General features: G+C 45.0%; 20 protein-coding genes and 2 pseudogenes. 7 read left to right on the forward strand and 15 right to left on the reverse strand.

The genetic code is table 11. The features are described from left to right. Window positions 1-312: 312 nt before the first annotated feature. The 7 genes and pseudogenes from GC093_RS30570 to GC093_RS30600 all read right to left on the reverse strand — a co-directional run bounded on the left by GC093_RS30570 (window position 313) and on the right by GC093_RS30600 (window position 3,668). On the reverse strand, window positions 313-699 hold the full coding sequence (locus tag GC093_RS30570) for a DoxX family protein (RefSeq protein ID WP_171655732.1): 387 nt from the start codon (window positions 697-699) through the stop codon (window positions 313-315). Further along, the gene (locus tag GC093_RS30575) at window positions 700-1,284 is read right to left on the reverse strand and encodes a dihydrofolate reductase family protein (RefSeq protein ID WP_171655733.1); all 585 of its coding nucleotides are present in this window, start codon (window positions 1,282-1,284) and stop codon (window positions 700-702) included. A gap of 18 nt (window positions 1,285-1,302) precedes the next feature. After that, complete coding sequence (locus tag GC093_RS30580; RefSeq protein WP_171655734.1) at window positions 1,303-2,091, reverse strand: alpha/beta fold hydrolase; 789 nt, start codon at window positions 2,089-2,091, stop codon at window positions 1,303-1,305. 32 nt (window positions 2,092-2,123) lie between these two features. Further along, complete coding sequence (locus GC093_RS30585; RefSeq protein WP_171655735.1) at window positions 2,124-2,480, reverse strand: VOC family protein; 357 nt, start codon at window positions 2,478-2,480, stop codon at window positions 2,124-2,126. Continuing rightward, window positions 2,455-2,550 (reverse strand): annotated as a pseudogene (locus tag GC093_RS30590) (MerR family DNA-binding transcriptional regulator); the annotation flags it as partial. The pseudogene GC093_RS30590 and the gene GC093_RS30585, both read right to left, overlap by 26 nt. A 53-nt stretch (window positions 2,551-2,603) precedes the next feature. Beyond that, window positions 2,604-2,768: a hypothetical protein gene (locus GC093_RS30595; RefSeq protein WP_171655737.1), complete on the reverse strand. Its 165-nt coding sequence runs from the start codon at window positions 2,766-2,768 to the stop codon at window positions 2,604-2,606. A 369-nt stretch (window positions 2,769-3,137) separates the two neighbouring features. Further along, window positions 3,138-3,668, reverse strand: coding sequence for a dihydrofolate reductase family protein (locus GC093_RS30600; RefSeq protein ID WP_171655738.1), 531 nt, complete (start codon window positions 3,666-3,668; stop codon window positions 3,138-3,140). 315 nt (window positions 3,669-3,983) lie between these two features. Here GC093_RS30600 and GC093_RS30605 point away from each other — a divergent pair, with 315 nt between their 5' ends. Both GC093_RS30605 and GC093_RS30610 read left to right on the forward strand, forming a co-directional pair. Beyond that, window positions 3,984-4,748 (forward strand): SDR family oxidoreductase, encoded by a 765-nt coding sequence (locus GC093_RS30605; RefSeq protein ID WP_171655739.1) that lies wholly within the window; start codon window positions 3,984-3,986, stop codon window positions 4,746-4,748. Between the two features lie 812 nt (window positions 4,749-5,560). Beyond that, window positions 5,561-6,346, forward strand: coding sequence for a HipA family kinase (locus GC093_RS30610; RefSeq protein WP_171655740.1), 786 nt, complete (start codon window positions 5,561-5,563; stop codon window positions 6,344-6,346). A gap of 348 nt (window positions 6,347-6,694) precedes the next feature. Here the strand turns inward: GC093_RS30610 and GC093_RS30615 are convergent, their stop codons facing one another. The 3 genes from GC093_RS30615 to GC093_RS30625 all read right to left on the reverse strand — a co-directional run bounded on the left by GC093_RS30615 (window position 6,695) and on the right by GC093_RS30625 (window position 9,100). Beyond that, complete coding sequence (locus tag GC093_RS30615) at window positions 6,695-7,192, reverse strand: nucleotidyltransferase domain-containing protein (RefSeq protein ID WP_171655741.1); 498 nt, start codon at window positions 7,190-7,192, stop codon at window positions 6,695-6,697. A 269-nt stretch (window positions 7,193-7,461) separates the two neighbouring features. Next, on the reverse strand, window positions 7,462-8,283 hold the full coding sequence (locus tag GC093_RS30620) for a GNAT family N-acetyltransferase (protein WP_246315713.1): 822 nt from the start codon (window positions 8,281-8,283) through the stop codon (window positions 7,462-7,464). 289 nt (window positions 8,284-8,572) lie between these two features. Continuing rightward, a complete protein-coding gene (locus GC093_RS30625) occupies window positions 8,573-9,100 on the reverse strand; it encodes a hypothetical protein (protein WP_171655742.1) in 528 nt (175 codons plus the stop codon). Between the two features lie 119 nt (window positions 9,101-9,219). Here GC093_RS30625 and GC093_RS30630 point away from each other — a divergent pair, with 119 nt between their 5' ends. After that, window positions 9,220-9,684 (forward strand): MarR family winged helix-turn-helix transcriptional regulator, encoded by a 465-nt coding sequence (locus GC093_RS30630; RefSeq protein ID WP_171655743.1) that lies wholly within the window; start codon window positions 9,220-9,222, stop codon window positions 9,682-9,684. Between the two features lie 309 nt (window positions 9,685-9,993). Here GC093_RS30630 and GC093_RS30635 read toward each other — a convergent pair whose 3' ends face one another. The 3 genes from GC093_RS30635 to GC093_RS30645 all read right to left on the reverse strand — a co-directional run bounded on the left by GC093_RS30635 (window position 9,994) and on the right by GC093_RS30645 (window position 11,342). Further along, window positions 9,994-10,461: a DUF8821 family protein gene (locus GC093_RS30635; RefSeq protein WP_171655744.1), complete on the reverse strand. Its 468-nt coding sequence runs from the start codon at window positions 10,459-10,461 to the stop codon at window positions 9,994-9,996. A gap of 153 nt (window positions 10,462-10,614) precedes the next feature. Continuing rightward, window positions 10,615-11,016, reverse strand: a complete 402-nt coding sequence (locus GC093_RS30640; RefSeq protein ID WP_171655745.1) for an SRPBCC family protein — start codon at window positions 11,014-11,016, stop codon at window positions 10,615-10,617. Next, window positions 11,013-11,342, reverse strand: a complete 330-nt coding sequence (locus tag GC093_RS30645; RefSeq protein ID WP_171655746.1) for an ArsR/SmtB family transcription factor — start codon at window positions 11,340-11,342, stop codon at window positions 11,013-11,015. Before GC093_RS30645 ends, GC093_RS30640 begins: the two co-directional genes overlap by 4 nt. A 217-nt stretch (window positions 11,343-11,559) precedes the next feature. Between GC093_RS30645 and GC093_RS30650 the strand changes: the two genes are divergently transcribed. The 4 genes and pseudogenes from GC093_RS30650 to GC093_RS36210 all read left to right on the forward strand — a co-directional run bounded on the left by GC093_RS30650 (window position 11,560) and on the right by GC093_RS36210 (window position 13,287). Further along, a complete protein-coding gene (locus GC093_RS30650) occupies window positions 11,560-12,009 on the forward strand; it encodes a DoxX family protein (protein ID WP_171655747.1) in 450 nt (149 codons plus the stop codon). A gap of 71 nt (window positions 12,010-12,080) precedes the next feature. Then, window positions 12,081-12,536, forward strand: a complete 456-nt coding sequence (locus tag GC093_RS30655) for a carboxymuconolactone decarboxylase family protein (protein ID WP_171655748.1) — start codon at window positions 12,081-12,083, stop codon at window positions 12,534-12,536. A gap of 46 nt (window positions 12,537-12,582) precedes the next feature. Further along, window positions 12,583-12,888 (forward strand): annotated as a pseudogene (locus tag GC093_RS36205) (ArsR/SmtB family transcription factor); the annotation flags it as partial. After that, the gene (locus tag GC093_RS36210) at window positions 12,889-13,287 is read left to right on the forward strand and encodes an SRPBCC family protein (protein WP_246315717.1); all 399 of its coding nucleotides are present in this window, start codon (window positions 12,889-12,891) and stop codon (window positions 13,285-13,287) included. Window positions 13,288-13,493: 206 nt separating this feature from the next. Here GC093_RS36210 and GC093_RS30665 read toward each other — a convergent pair whose 3' ends face one another. Beyond that, a complete protein-coding gene (locus tag GC093_RS30665; protein WP_171655750.1) occupies window positions 13,494-14,525 on the reverse strand; it encodes a Cfr family 23S rRNA (adenine(2503)-C(8))-methyltransferase in 1,032 nt (343 codons plus the stop codon). A 244-nt stretch (window positions 14,526-14,769) separates the two neighbouring features. After that, the gene (locus GC093_RS30670) at window positions 14,770-16,254 is read right to left on the reverse strand and encodes an Lsa family ABC-F type ribosomal protection protein (RefSeq protein ID WP_171655751.1); all 1,485 of its coding nucleotides are present in this window, start codon (window positions 16,252-16,254) and stop codon (window positions 14,770-14,772) included. Window positions 16,255-16,929 lie beyond the last annotated feature (675 nt).

The following is a 16,929-nucleotide window of genomic DNA, read 5'->3' on the forward strand; positions in this document are numbered from 1 at the left end:
TCCGTTAGGTTAATCGTCAATTCCATAAATAACTAATGAATTGAAACACGCCCATTATGCATCGTGACAAGAACTTGATGTCATAAAATAAAAAAGCCGCGATTTACGCGACTTATTATTATTCTTGTCATTTTACAACACTGGAGGAATCTGCGGAACCGGTGTCAAAACGTCGACTATTTATAATTCCGTGGACATTAAAAAAGATAACTTCTGATCAATTCATAAGTCATCTCTTAACAGCATAAGGTTCTTTTTTCAATCGTCCACTTTAAGGGTCACAGTTCACTCCTTTAGTTTGCAGACTTTTATCTAACCTTGCTCGCTGGCGGTTGTTCCGCTATGTGGCGAATTGACAGGTCCCCTGACTACTGCGATCCATACAAGTAGAAAAAGCATAATAACTGGAACGATCGCATCGCCAGCCGCCCCTTTCACAAGCGATGATATCATTGCTCCGATCATAATCAACGCCAATAATATCGCGCCGTAGCGCGAAGAAGACCGAATAAGCAGCGCAATCGCTCCGGCAATTTCCAAGATTCCGACTACGATACGAAACCATGCAGGATAACCGAGCTTGTTGAAGACTTCTACCATGGCTTGCACACCCATTAGTTTAAGGACCGCCGCCTGAATAAAGATCAGCGCTATCAAAGCGAGCCCTATCCAGCCAGCATATTTCCACAATTTATTCATCTACACCTCACCTCGTCTCACTCCGTAGACAAGCTCTACGACTCCAGAACTAAACGTTTTGGCTTCCACAAGTGTAAGATCGATTCTGTCCTTGATATTTTTAAAGAGAGGTTTTCCTCCCCCAACAACAATAGGATTGACATTAATCCGATATTCATCAATTAAGCCGAGCTGCATAAACGTTTGCGCAAGGCTGGGACTGGCGATCATCACAATGTTTTTGCCGGGCTGTTGTTTCATTTTTGCTATTTCTTCCGCAATATGTTCTTTCACCAGTCTGGAATTGTTCCAGTCCACCTTTTCCAGCGTCTTGGAGAATACAATTTTCTCTGTTTTCTCGATCCAGACAGCATGTTTGGCATGGTAGTTCGATTTTGACCAGACGGGATGCGCGGGCACAGTCGGCCAGAAGCTTTCCATCATTTGATAAGTCACACGTCCAAATAAACCGGTGTCTACGGTGTTTAGCAAGTCGGTGACATAATTCTGTTCTTCCTCTGTATGGATAATCCAATCCATTTCACCGTTGGGTCCTGTTACGAAGCCATCAAGCGATACGTGCATGAGTAAAATGATTTTTCTCATTGCTATAATCTCCTTAATTTACATGGAGAAAAAATCAGTCAAAACGGGTGCGAGGTAATCCGGAGCCACGTTATGATCCTGACCTTCCAGGATGTGGCACTTTGCATTGGGGAGTCTGTCCACGAGCGCTTTCACCGCATTTTGCTGGTACTCAGGACTTGTCCCTCCACCCACCACGAGTGTAGGGATCGAGACGGAAGACCACCGCTCGGCTGGCAATGGGTTGCCCGACATGGTGTCACCCATGATGGTACCATCATAGACCAATGTGTGTGCTACATCTTCCATCGCCGGCCAGAATGGCGCGCTTCGCATCGGAGCAACGAAATCGGCAGGAACGCCTGCTGCCTTTGTCAAGAAATACTCGACTGCGTCGCCTCTACGGCCCGACGTTGTCAGCTCTTCGAGCTGCTGTAAGTAACCCTTCGGCAGCGGAGGACGCGTATTGTCAACGACGAACGGTGGCTCGTACAATGCCAGCTTCGCGATAGCAAGCTTGCGAGCCACATCGAGGGCAAGGACTCCACCGGAAGACATGCCGAATACGAATGCCGATCCGCCAGCCTCGTTGATGAGAGCTTCGATATCTTCGACTTCGCGCTCAACCGCGTACGGCGCCGTATCGCCGCTATCCCCTCGACCCCGACGATCGTAGTTGAACACAGTAAAGTGGGGGGACAGAAGCGAAGCAAGCTGCGACATCATCGTACGAGTTTGAAATGCAGCGCATACCAGGATGATCGCCGGTCCATTCCCGGATTTATCAAAAGCAATGGCGGTTCCGTCTTTCGAAATTACTTTTTTCATTGTATTTGCCTCCTATTATTTGGGAATTACTTCTAAACGACCATTAATCCGTTTCCATCCGGGTCCTGAAACGTGAAGAACTGAACGCCTTGTCTGGACTCGAGACCGTTGTCTGCGATGGCTCCCTTGGAGTGGACATGATCCAATGCGGCAGCCAGATCGGGCGATTCAATGACGGCAATCGGATTCGTGCGCAAATCCAACTGCAGTTTATTGTAGAATGCTCTCGGAGACTGGTTTAGACGATTGTCGTCGATAAGCAGGTGCGCGCCTCTATCCATCCGAATGCAAGGAAGGCCGCCGAATTGCTGGTCCGGCTCCGAGTTTTTGGCGACGGAATCCTCATGCCAATTGTTGGCCCTATGGTGAAAACAAACCGATTTGATCATAAAATCGCAATGTTTGAACTGTCAGTCCTGCCATTTTAGCAAGTTCTCCAACTTTCCATTCTCGTAGCATGATCATCCCCTTTTTTGGTTGCTAGCTTTTACCGGTACCCTCACTATACAGCCTTACGTTACGTAAGGATCAAGCCATTCTTCCAAAAAATGCTGTTGATAATAATCAAAACGTTCCGATGGTTTTCGGAGGTTCGAAGGAATTAATGTAAGAGTGGAAGAAGATAGCAACTTCCTGCCGCCGCGCTCTACTGCCCGTCCCTCTTTGCTTGTCAGCATGAACTATACTTCAACAAGACTTCAGCCGTAGAGAGATATCTTGTCAGATTACGACAACGTTTCAATTTAAAGTAGTGATCGTGTCCTACTCAAATAAATCGGCAATCGGAACATATTCTTGTCATTCATTTTTGACAAGAATATGTTCCGATAAAATAAAAAAACCGCGATTTTCGCGGAATTTAATCGGACTATATTCTTGTCATTTTACACATTAATAATAAGGCAGCAAAGGGTTTAATAAGATTTCTATGTCATTTCGCATAACTGAACAAATTTCAAAGAATAAGGGATCCTCTGACTGCCGCTACAGCCGGAGAATCCCTATTAAAGTAACGTGCCCTTTAGGCCGCTGGGTCAACCGCACAACTAAGCTGGAACGTAGGTCAACCTGATCACCTGCTCGCCAATTCGATCGCTTGCCACGAGGCGCAGCGGCGGTCGCGGACCGGCGAAGAACGGCTTGCCGTGACCCAGCACGACTGGATGGAGATAGAGTCGATACTCATCAACGAGACCGAGCTCTGTTAGACTGTGCGCCAACTCCGGCCCTGCAACTTCAATCTCCCCTTCATGCTGAGCCTTCAGCCCACGTATGGCCGCTGCGAGGTCGCCCTCGATCAGAGAAGCGTTCGGACCGACGGACTTTAACGTCCTCGACACCACCCACTTCGGTTTGCTTTGCCACGCTGCTGCGTATTCCCGTTCCGGCGCATCCCATTCAAAATGGTCTCCGTCCCAATACCGCATGGTCTCGTACATGCTGCGCCCATACAGGCTACCCGCCAGGCCGCGCACGTCGTCGATGAAATGACGGAATAGCACGGGGTCGGGCTGAAATACCATGTGGTCGACGAACCCGTCCAGAGACTGGTTCAATGCGAAAACGATCTTTGCCATGCGACTGACTCTCCTCCCTGGTTTTCTCGCACATTCATCATCAGGATTACACGTTCCATTTGCAGCCTCCTTTATGTCTACATTTTATCATCCAACAGCATGCCCGTTTTCTCATGGATTGCTAATGTGCACAGTCCTGGCCCGACCGAATAGAACGTTAGTTTAACGAAGGATGGTAAATTAAACTATCCTGCCCTTAGTTTAGTTTCCCGCAGGCTCATTGACGACAAACATAAATTCCGAATGAGAGAGCAACATTTCAAACATCACCTTGTGATATAACTAAACATGAATCCCAAACAAGGAGATGATGGCGTGAGCAAGTTGAAAGGTAAAATCGCTTTAGTAACCGGTGCAAGCCGGGGGATCGGTCGTGGCATTGCGTTACGTCTGGCACAGGATGGCGCATTAGTCGCAGTGCACTATGCAAAAAGACAAAATGAAGCAGAGGAAGTAGTCCATAAGATTCAACAAAGTGGGGGTTCCGCATTCACGCTTGGCGCTGACTTAAAAGCCCTTAACGGCATTCGCGATTTATATGCGAAATTGGATGAAGCCCTTCGGGAACATACAGGCGATAATCGGTTTGATATTCTTGTGAATAATGCTGGAATCGGTCAAATTGTAACCATAGAAGAGGCGACGGAAGAATCTTTTGACGAAGTCATGAACATTAATGTCAAAGCGCCGCTTTTTGTTACCCAGCAAGCTTTGCCGCGTCTGAAAGATGGAGGCCGCATTATCAATATCTCATCATTTGTTACACGCGTGGCCTCCCCTAGTGTTTTCGCCTACAGCATGTCGAAGGGTGCAGTCGACACACTTACGCACGTCTTGGCTCAGCAACTTGGAAGTCGTAATATTACGGTGAACGCCATCCAACCTGGCATTATTAATACAGAAATGAATGCCGGGACGTTGCAAGACCCCAATGGACAGAAGTTTGCCGCCGGTCTTTCAACCTTCAACAGGTGGGGGGAACCTGAAGATGTGGCGGATATTGCCGCCTTTCTTGCCTCATCGGACAGCCGTTGGGTAACAGGTCAATTGATTGATGCAAGCGGTGGATCTCATCTGTAAATTAACGGGTTCAGAAACCTGGCTGAAGAGCTAGGCTTTTGAACCCGTTAATTTACTCCGCTATGCTGCCCGTTTAACGCGCCCTTTTAATCTTGTCGGCAATCGGATCAAGTTCTTGACATTGCCGATTGACAAGAACTTGATCCGATTAATTAAAAAGCCCGCGATTTACGCGGACTTGATTCGGACTATGTTCTTGTCATCCGACAGACGACGAAGAAGAATAGACATATGTACAAAAACATTTAATTTTGTGAGGATGTAAGCATTCTTTGGACTAAACGCCTTTTAACAATTATAGGGCCTCTTTGTACGCTTCTGGACAGGTTTTTCTTGTAGAGATGCACACAAAATCTGGTGATTTTGTTCAGATGTCCTTTATTAAATTGTTTCCGGTTGCTACATGATTCATTTCATTAAATTGAAAATAATACATGAACTTTTAATACTTCTTGCCACAGCTTTGACCCTGACTTGCTTAGAATTTTTATTCTAGATAAGATCAAGTACAACAACGGTTGGAATATCGGGTGGTCGTTTGTTTCTTATATACTGGCTTATAGTTTACTTTACGGATACTACAAACTATTACTGCGTTATCCTGCCCGTTCAGCGAACAAAAAACGTATGCATCGGCATCCGCTGTTCCGCTATCTTCCTCGTTAGCGGAATGACCTTAAACCTTATTTATGAGATAGTTAACCGCGCTTCAGTATCGGTAAGATTGAAAAATAATATCCCTTTTGTCCATACTCTTCAATTATTTTTGAATATTGTAATGTTGGATGCTATTAAAGAAGGGTTGCGGAGCGATGACATCTTTAGAACCGATAAAATATTTAGAGACGCTGTCTGGAAAAGCCGCACATTTGTTGTCATTTAATGATGGAAACCGTTATGCGGTAAAATGTAAAAACAATTTCCACGGAACAAGGGAACTGGTAAACGAATTCGTGATCGCCAGATTAGGGCAACACCTTTCTTTGCCTGTAGTACCATTTAAAATGGTGAATATGACAGAGCAGCAGATTCAATATATTCCAAAAAAGTTTTCTTCCAAATACAACTCGGGCACACAATTTGCGAGCCTATTTATTGACAATTGCAGAGGCCTCTCGAAGGAACCTCCTCATCCGACTAAAACGGAAATCAATAATAATCATGTTTTGGCTGGAATTTTCGTATTCGACCACTGGGTGCATAACTCTGACCGTACAAAAAGTAACATTCTTCTGGAGCGGCTGCCGGAAGGCAAATATGATATTCATATGATCGATCACGGAAAATGTTTTCCGGGAGGATACAAATGGAACAAAGCAACATTGCAAAAACACGATAAGTTTAAAAAGGATTCTATCGTTCATATTTGGACTGTGGGCATGCTTGAAGATCCATCGATACTCTCTTCATATATTAAACAGATCCTTGCTTTACCGGAATCCCTTATTGAAGAAGTGATTCGGGAAATTCCTAGGGATTGGAGTGTGCCGATTCAAGACAGAGAGGCTCTTGTTACTTATCTCAAAGTACAGAAAAAAACATTTGCCGATTCGGTGTATCAATTTGCGAAAAACTATGGAAGGGGCTTAATTTCTTGACGGTGGCGTTTCCCTTCGAACATCCTTGTCCGTTTGGTATACCGAAACCTAAACTTGTACCCATAGCCTGGACACTTTTGAAAAAAGTGTTCAGGCTATGGGTACCTTTTTTTGTATAATAGAGTAAGCACCGAGGGAGCTTAATAATCAGTTGTCTTATGCCTTCCATGAATCCTTCATCCATCCACCAACAGGCCCAAGAACATAAGAACAGATGGCTTCCAATACTTCTTTTGAACCGAGTGATTCAAGGCAGTCATCAAGCAGATTCGCCATACTAGCATCGTGAACTCTTAATTCATCGACTTGATATTTCGTTTTTACTGCCCACCATTTACGTATTATGAATTATGCTTCAACACATTTTTGAAGAATTTCTAATGATAGCCATTGTCGTTCCCGATACTCCTCTTTGTCGCAAAAATCTTCCCACAAATCAGTTATCCGAACTCGGATTTTTCGGATTTCTTCAGTAGAAGGGGGATTAGGACCATTATGATAGGAACTCAAGGCTGACGATTGTAAATTTCGCCACCTTTCAGTGTTTCCTATTAAACATTTTCCGCTAGCAAGCATAACGGTAATTGTAGCAATATTGGTACCATTTCGTTCAAATTCTGTAACGACATGTTCATACCAGGACCAAGGTGCAATCATTAGTTGGAATTCACGACCAAGATGAATAAGACTCTCGCGTTGAAAATTTGAAATCTCACTTATGTAACATAGGTCAACGTCACTGTGGCAAGTAGCCTTTCCCAATGCATAAGAACCGCAAAGAACAACGGTCTCCACATTACCTCGACTAGGTAAGTCCTGTTGTAGAAACACGTTAATAAAATCCATAATGTTGGAGTCACTATAAACCATAAACTCACCCCTTCCTCAATATATTACATTATTTTTGGAAGTTGGAAGAAGCAGTTATTTTCGCGCACTACTGCCCGTTATCACAACGCAGCTGCCGATCTATGCCGGCAGCCTTGTTCTGTTTGCTTATTGAGCTGTAGTTCCTCGTTAGCTCAAAAGGTACTCCATTCACATCTTATATCCATCTAAAAAAGATGTATTTGTTATCTTCATCTTGCTCTTTTCTGCCCAATCAGCGTCGGCGCTCACCGCGGTTGCTCCAACACGAACGGCTGCGTCCGAGTCACGAACTGGAAGCCCTGCTTGCGCAGGATCGGCGCGGAGGTCGGCAGCGCGTCGACGAAGGCGTGCGTCCGGCCGCGATCACGGGCTTCCTGCAACCGCGAGGCGACCAGCGCGGTGAACAGTCCCCGTCTCCGGTGTGTGGTCTTGGTGCGACCCCCGGCTAGTTCGGCGTAGGGCCCTCCGGGCCGGAAGTAGACCCGCCCACAGGCGACGGGCTCGCCGTCAACGTAGGCAATGTGGATGCTCATCTCGTCCGGATTCTCCTTCAACTTAAGGGCCAGCGCGCGCCGCTCCTCCTCCACGTTGTGCCTGCCAATCTCGCGGGACACCTCGGCGTAGTCCACCAGGTCGCGCTCTTCTCGGACGATCCTGATCTCGTGTTCGCCGCCGTCACCGAAGGCAGCCAGCGATGCCTCGTCCAATGGCAGGACCAACACTTCCTCCTCATCCTCGGCCTCGAACCCGGCGGCGACGAGCCGCTCGGGCAGGTCGATTGGCGTATCGTGACCGTAGTACTTCCACTCCAGGTTATAGCCGCCGGAGACGGCGGCATCCAGCTCCCGGCGGATCAGGTTATCGGTTTCCTCCGGCGGTAGGCTGGCGAACACGATCCGGCACTCCGATCCGTCCGTGGAGCGATCCACGACCACGTCACCGCTGGTAGACGGTACGCCCAGCGACCGTCGCTCGGCATCCAGGCCCGCCAGGATATCGGTTCTTATGATCTCGCCTGTTTCATACACCATTTTCGCTTTCTCCAGAGCCTGGTTCTCCTTGTCCATGTTCGACACGTTCTCCTGCCTCCCTTTGTTTTAGGAAATTTTGTTTCCCTCTTACTATATTACGTCTGTCTGTCCTCAACACAATTCTAAACTATTTCAACTAACCTTACAGAACGGCTGCTAAGTTACAACAACCTCCTGTTTTGCGTTAAACTGCCCGTTACTTTAATAAACAAAAGAGGAGTTGCCGCCGTGAAGCAATCCCCTCAACTATAGTTCTCCGTTAGCTCAATCTATTGTGTATTCGGTAATTCACTACTGACATTCCCAAGACCATTAAAAGAATTGATTATTGGCTCGCAGCTTCGGCGAGCCATTTGTTTTTCCGCTTGCCCCAAGGTTTTTTGACCGATATCAACACTACGGTTACCAATAAAATCAATTGGCCTGCACCGAAAAGTAATAGCATAAGCCGGTCATGCAAATATGCAGGGTTGTTAAGAGCGTCCAGACGTTCGGTTAGCGTAATATTAATTGCATCCTGAACCCAAATGTTAAGCACACCACCTGATGCGATAAGTATCAACGCGATCACTTCTTTAGAAATAATCCAATAATATTTCGTTAGCCCCCAATGGGTCCGCACAGACAGGACAATCCCCGTAATAACGACTCCCAATGCGCCTGGAATAATGAGAGCCAGGTCAAAAATATGCATGAAAGAATGAGCCGCATACAGGAACTCTCCGCTTGAAGTCCGGTGAATCAGAACAATCATTACAATTTGGGTAAAGCCTCCTCCAATCCACATCGCAGTAAATAGCAGATGGGAAATGAGCCACCAGCTTTTTTGATTTTGCGTTAATTTTTGGGACATGTCTTACACTCCTTTTTTCGGCCAGCCGAAAAGTGTTATAATGAGCCCATGAAATTTATCTCCCGAAATAAACGATTTATCTCGCGAGATAAGATAATTATAAACAGGAGGATCCTCTGGTGTCAACAAACGAAAGGGAAAATCTGCTCTACATATTCAATGAACAGTTGCGACATTTTAGTACGGATACCATTTTGTTTCATCAAGCCGTGGCCGAAAGGCTCGGGTTAAACTCGACGGACCATAAATGCTTGGACATTATATTGAGAAATCAACCGATAACGGCGGGGATGCTTTCGGATTTGACGGGGCTGACGACAGGAACGGTTACAGGAGTCATAGACCGCCTCGAAAAGGCGGGTTATGTTTTCCGGGAAAAGGATCAGGAGGATCGCAGAAAAGTGATTATCCGGGTCCACACAAAAAAGGCTGAGAACGAAATCATGTTGCAATTGCAATCGTTCGGACAGTCGATGAAAGTAATGCTCGAGCAGTATGATAACGAACAAATCAAGTTCCTCTTTAACTTTTTCGAAAGGAGCCGGGATATTCTCCAGACCGAGACTTTGAAGCTTAAAAAATAAAAAAACACACATTTTTTAGGATAACGTGCATTAGCTGCGTAGCCACCATTTGTGACAATCATGGCCGGCCATCCTCTGGAGGATAGCTTTATTATAATATTTATTTGCCATTTAGATATCGCGGAAAATCTGTAATTTTATCTCTTCATTGCATTAAACTGCCCGTTACTTGAATGAAAACAGGGAGCAGCTGCCGCGGCAATCTGCTCCCTGTTTATTGTGCTATCGTTTCCCGTTAGCGCAATGTGGTGTAGCGCGGTGTTGCGAACGAAATATCGGATCCACTGCTATGTTTGCGTTTTGCTTCTTTTAATGTTCTCCCTTTATTACAAAAAACGTGCCTCGAATTGTTCCAGCTAGTTTTGACTTCTGTCTAGCAAACTTAAACTTCTTCTCTTCTAACTCCTTTGGTACCTCCATCCCCTCAGAAAGCTTAAAACCAACGGCCCGCTTCTTAGGGTCATCAACCGTATACAGGACGTTGACCGCTAGACCATCCTCATAAAAGACGAAGGTCCATTTGATATTTTCCACTTGAAGACGCGACGTTTCTAAAGGTTTGGCCGCAAACTCAATATCACGTTCTTCTTTCAAAATTCGGTTCACATAATCAAGGGTCTCCTGGCTTTCACTAGCTGGTACCACCGTAAATTCATGCTTGTATTTGTTCATGAAGTAACGAGCTTCATTCGCTCGTAAACCAGCAAGCGCATCTGCTACAGGTGAAGATTCTAAACCAACCGTAGACACATTTTTAAAATCAACGATATAGGACATTTTTATCGCTCCTTTTATCACTTTTTTATATCAAGATTCGATTATATTGGCAACGATAGTTCAAGCAATTGAATTATTCGTAAGCTCACAATTATATTGCAAGCTTGTCCCATTGGTGCGAACAAAGCATAGAATATCTGAATCAGAATTGCTTTACAATTCAACCAATACTTTTTCAAGCTGTCCGCACATGCTCGTCCAGCCGTATTTTGCGCCTCCGAGCGCTTGAACTTTGCTGAAGCCGATTTGATCAAGATGCAGATGAACGTTTCCGTCTTCATTTTCTTGCAATGTCCAGATGATCGTAGTGTTCTCTCCGCCGCTGTCCCAAGTATATGACAAACGGTGCGGCTCGACGACTTCCAGCACTTCGCAATGGATGATACCATCCCACCCTGCGACCGGTTCCCTTCGGAACTGAAAACGGTGGCCGACAATCGGTTTGAAATCGTTGTCCATGACCCATTTCGCCAGCTTATCGGAGTCGGTCAAGGCGTTCCACACCTGCTTGATTGAACTTTTGAACTGAAAATCGAGTGACAGATCTTGCTTCATTCCTGTTCCTCCTTAAGAAGTTGATCCAGACGAACCATATTTTGTTTCCAAAATTTCTCGTAGTACGCCAACCAATCCTGAAGCTCCTTCAGCGGTGCGGGATTGAGACGGTTTCGCGTCTCACGGCCGACTTTATGCTCACTCACGAGGCCGGCTTCCTTCAAAATCGTCAAATGCTTGGAGACTGCGGTTCGGCCCATCGCAAAATGCGGAGTTAACCGATTGAGCGGCAATTCTTCCGCATCCGCCAGCAGTCGAATGATTTCACGCCGGGTCGGATCGGCCACGGCATAATAGACATCCCGTGTCTGTGCAACTGCGCTCATCATCATCCACTCCCTCGCATGAAATGAAATTACACAAAATGGTACCTTTATTTTAGGACACTATATAGAGTCCCGTCAATAAGAAACATCCACCTTCTATCCTTAGCTAATTAACCGTTTTCATGCGATGAAAAAATAATTGACAAGACACCAAATGGTATCCTATACTCAAACACGACACCAAATGGTATCCATTTTGATTGTGAGGAGGAAACAAATGAGCAAGTTTGTCGGAGCGGAAACAACCGCGAAAGAAGAAACCCATTCCCGGGGAAGAGTTATCACTTATTGGGTTACAACGGCGCTGCTTGCATTCGTTGTTGGGAGCGGAGGAATCGGGGATATAACCAATCAATGGGGGACACTCGAGACGGTGGAAATATTGGGGTATCCGGTGTACTTTCTGACCATTATCGGGGCTTGGAAAGTGCTGGGGGCGATAGCCATCCTCGTACCTAGTCTTCAGCGGATTAAAGAATGGGCATACGCCGGTATTTTCTTTGAAATGACGGGCGCTGCTGCATCACATGCATTCGTAGGGGACTACGGGGCTTATGCATACCATATTTTTGCCACCCTTGGCTTTACAGCCCTGGCACTCGTCTCTTGGGCGTTGCGTCCGAAGAACCGCAACTTTAAGGAGGTGATGAGATTATCGGCGATCTAAAAACAATCGAATTGCTTCGAGCAACCGGCAATGTGGTCTGTGTAAAACTTATCTGACAAGGAGTTGGTGTTATGCAAGCACGCATGAAAAACCCTCCAATGATCATTTCCGAAGCCATGAAGGCGATACAGTCTTTGAATGCGGCCATTCACAATGGCGCGGTATCGGAGAGTACGCTCCACCTCGTACACTTGCGCGCGAGTCAAATTAACGGTTGCAGCGCTTGCGTGGAATCCGGTGCATTGTATGCCAAGAAGGCTGGTGAATCGGACGATCGCTTATTTGCTGTTGCAGCCTGGCGGGATTCACCGCACTTTACGGACGCCGAACGTGCTGCTCTGGCATTAACCGAAGCGATAACCAGGCTCAGTGATCGAGAAGACCCGATACCAGACATAATTTGGGATGAAGCAACCCGGCATTTCGACGAAACCGCCTTGGCTGCCCTGATTCTCTCGGTTGCTACAATCAACCTGTTTAATCGTCTCAACGTCACAACAAGACAAGTTGCGGGTTCTTGGGTTTGAATGCCGGTGCCAAGTTTTGCTTGAAAGAATATTAGGAGGGGGTGTTATGAGCGAGATTGCTGCGATAGCGGATCCAACCAGACGTCGACTCATCCATCTGTTGGCAGAAGCGGAGGAGATCCCGCTTCATGAATTGACGGCACAATTTAAAATGGGCCGCACAGCGGTATCCAAGCATTTGACAATCCTTAAAGAGGCTGGGCTGGTGCTTGACCGAAAAGTCGGTAGAGAAACGCGATTCAGGCTAAAGGCCTCTCCACTTACAGAAATTCAGGTTTGGGTGGCTTCCTACAACAAGTTTTGGAGCAAAGGCATGTTGGGATTGAAACTATTATTGGAGGATGAAGAAAAAATGAGTGAAACTTTGATCTCGGATTTTCAGTTCAACACATCGATCGAGAAGGTTTGGTCCGCCTTGACTGATTCAAACAAGCTTGCCAAGTGGGTCATGGAAAATAATTTTAAACCCGTCGTAGGACACCGGTTTCAGTTTCGCACTCAGCCGGTTGAAGGTTGGAATGGAGTTATTGACTGCGAAGTGCTGATTTTGGACGAACCTAATCGGTTGTCCTACACTTGGGTCAGCGGAGGACAGAATAACACAGTAACCTGGACTTTGCAGGACCTGGGGAACGGCAAGGTGAACCTTCATCTCGAACAATCCGGAATTACGAATGAGTATGTACTCGAAAACGCTAAGCGTGGCTGGGCTGCAATGTGCGGTATGCTTGAAAAGGTATTGGCAGAATAACCTCCCGCTGATGCTGGAAAACAAAAACCGACTGCATGACGTTTGCAGCCGGTTATGTTTGTTTCGGACAATATGCTTGTTGAATGAAAACATTCAGTCTTTTGCATTATTCTGCCCGTTGCGTTTTACGCGGCCCTTAATAATGTTCTTGTCACCCGACATTTCCTAGGTGGCTTTACTTAATCCAACCTTTACTATAACCACGGTTATTCGGCTCGGTATAGCTGGCCGCATGCCGCGTTGATGTCCGATCCGAATTGGGTTCTGACCGTGACGTTGATATCTTTTGACTTCAAGACCCGAACAAACGCTTTAATCCGATTAAGATCGGATGGCAAGTAGTTTTCTGGCGTAACTTCCGTCGAATTGTAAGGAATCAGGTTAACGTGATAGAGATGCTCCCCAGGTCCTCTTCCACGCAACAACTCGGCAATCGCTTCCGCATGCACCGGCGAGTCGTTGACCCCTCGTAGAAGTATATACGCGATATACACTTTTCTCCCTGTATGCCGGATATGGCGATCCAATGCATTCAGCACATCGCGAACCGGAAACCGGTCGTTGATCGGCATAAGCTCGCTTCGCTGATCGTCGAACGGCGAGTGCAACGAGAAAGTAAGATTGACTTGCGGATAATCCCGCGTCAGCTTGTCAATCCCCGGCAACAGCCCGATGGTGGAAATCGTAATTCGCCGATAACCTAATCCGAAGAGACGCGGGTCGGTCAAAATCGTCAACGCGTCAAAAATATGAGGGTTCGCGAGCGCCTCCCCCATGCCCATGAATGCGACGCTATCCAAGGCGTGTCCATTCAATTGAAAGTACAGCAATTGATCGGTGATTTCTTCGGCGGTCAGATTTCGTTTCAGGCCGATGGTGCCGGTAGCACAAAACTTGCATCCGAACCCGCAGCCGCACTGGGTGGAAATACAATACGATTTCCAACCCCGTTCATACGTGAGTCTCACGGCCTCTACGTGTTCGCCGCCGGCAATGGCGAACAGCACCTTGCTGACCTGCGTCGAATTGAGTTCCTTTACCGGAACGATGCTGCATACATACGGGCCAAGCGTACGGGTCAATTCGTCACGCAAAACCTGGGGCAACACGGTCATCCGTTCGAATTCGCCGATGTTTTGCTTAAAAATCGAGTCCATAATTTGCGCATATCGATACGTTGGCTGCTTGAATTCTGAAAACATGCGCCGGATCGTTTCATATTTTGATATTGGTTTCATGTTTCTCCTTACCGCCGGAGAGAACGCGAAAGGCAATCGAAGCTAGTGCCTCCGCGCGCTATTAACCAACTATGCAAGAAAAAAACACGATGCGTTTGCAGTCTTAATCGCTATGTGCATCTGTCGATAGATGGGTAAACCTCCGGCAACCGATTTGTTTTAACGTGAGCCGAGTTAATCGACGGGAACCCGCTCACACCATCATCTACAACTTCAATCATCATTTTCATCCTCCTGGAAATGGCTAGATTTTCAATTCCACAATCTTTGTCGCGATTTGTTTGCAAAATTCCCTATCATGCTCGACAAAAAGAATGGTTGGTGAGTATTCAAGCAGTAGCTCTTCAATTTGCATGCGTGAAATAATATCAATGAAATTAAGCGGCTCATCCCAAATGTGCAAATGAACATTCTCACTAAGACTTTTTGCAATCAATACTTTTTTCTTTTGTCCTCCACTAAATGATGAAATATCCTTTTCAAATTGACTTCTGGAAAAATCAAGTTTTCTTAAAATCGATTTAAAAAGACTTTCATCAATCCCACTGTTCGCAGCATAGTCAGATAAATTGCCTTGAAGATGGGATGTGTCCTGGGAGACGTAGGATATTCTCAACTGGCTGTCCTTCCTGAAGGTGCCTGTATAGTTTATATCCTCACCGCAAATAAGTTTAATGATGCTTGATTTTCCAGAGCCATTTTCACCCGAAAGAGCAATTCGTTCACCTTGGTCAATCGTAAAACTTATATCTGCACAAACGATCTTCTCACCGTAAAAAATGGAAATATGATCAAGTTCAGCAAGTTGATTTTTATGAAAAGCAAGCTGCGAAATCTCTAAGCTATCTGAGCTTTCGATATTTTTAAGGAGTTTAGACTTTTCATTAATAGCCAATTGTTGCCTTTGCTCAATAGCTTTAGAACGTTTCATCATTTTAGCAGCTTTGTGGCCAATATATCCTTTATCAACTTTAGAACCAGAATTTCTTGTTCCGTTCTTTGTTTTTTCCACTTCGTGCGACCAGCTGCCCGTCCGTTTAGCGGAATCTGACAATCGTTTAATGTCTTTTCTAAGTTTTTCGTTCTCAGCAAGCTCGAAGTTATCTTGCCTCATCTTATTTTCCCACCAACTTGAAAAATTACCTTTTTGAATTTCTATGTTGGTCTTATTGATAGAAAGTATGTGGTCTACACAGTTATCAAGAAATGATCTGTCATGTGATACCAAAATAAATCCACTTTTCGACTTGAGATAATTACTGACCAGTTTTCTTGCTTTCATATCAAGATGATTGGTCGGTTCATCAATTAAAAGAAAACTATTTTCCTTAATAAATAAGGTAGCAAGCAATACTTTCGTCTGCTCTCCGTTAGACAATGAATCAAATGGTCGATACAAAACATCCTCAGAAACCTTTAGCAAGGAAAGCTCGCGCATTAATTGCCAGTGAAGATAGTCTGGAAAAATGTCGTTGATGACATCAATGGTATTATTTTCTTTGTTCTCGACAGGGAAAGGGAAATATTCAAAACTGACATTAGCCGAAATATACCCACTGTATTCATATTTACCAAGCAACAAATTGAGAAATGTTGTCTTTCCTCTACCATTTCTTCCTGTAAACCCTAGTTTCCAATCGGTATCAATTTGGAAATTTACGTTTTCAAATATGTTATCGTAACTTCCTTCATAGGCAAACGTCAGGTTTGTAACATTTATTAATGACATAGAATTATCCTCCTGTATAAAAAAATAAAAAGCTACAAGAAAGTTACATTCTTGTAGCTCAAATAAATACAGTTAATCAACCCCAGTATGGAGTTAAATAAGGATATATTGTTCGAGTGAAAGACAATGTAACTTTCTTGCATACAAAATAAAACACGCGAAAAATATCGCTTTTACTGTTTTATCGTTAGCAAGAAATACCTACATTATGCTTTCAACTCCTTACATTGATTTATGAGAATTATATCATCATCATTATTAATTTTCAAGAAATGAGTTTCTAGTAACTATCTCCTATCTCCTGACCTCCACCTTGCAATGTAAAGCCAGCACCAACATTTCGGCATCCTTCTTAATGGTCAATAACCTATTATTTTCTACGACGATTCCCTTTAAACCACTCCGAACCTTCATAACATAACTTCTTTCATTTGAAATCTATCTCATAAATATTCATATGAAATATGCATGTTTCCTGCATATTTCCACAATCTTCTGCCCGTTACTTTAATACACAAATAGAAGCTGCCACAAAGCAAGCCCCTCAAATAACTAATAATCTTGAAATCATTGATAAAGATTATTCTTTCATCATTATTTTCATTTCAGGGTCTCCCGAAAGCTGTATCAATTAAAAAACGACCCAATTAACTTGGCAAATTCAATTTGATTTAG

Origin of the sequence: Paenibacillus foliorum, from assembly GCF_013141765.1 — a bacterium.
Lineage (GTDB): Bacteria > Bacillota > Bacilli > Paenibacillales > NBRC-103111 > Paenibacillus_S > Paenibacillus_S foliorum.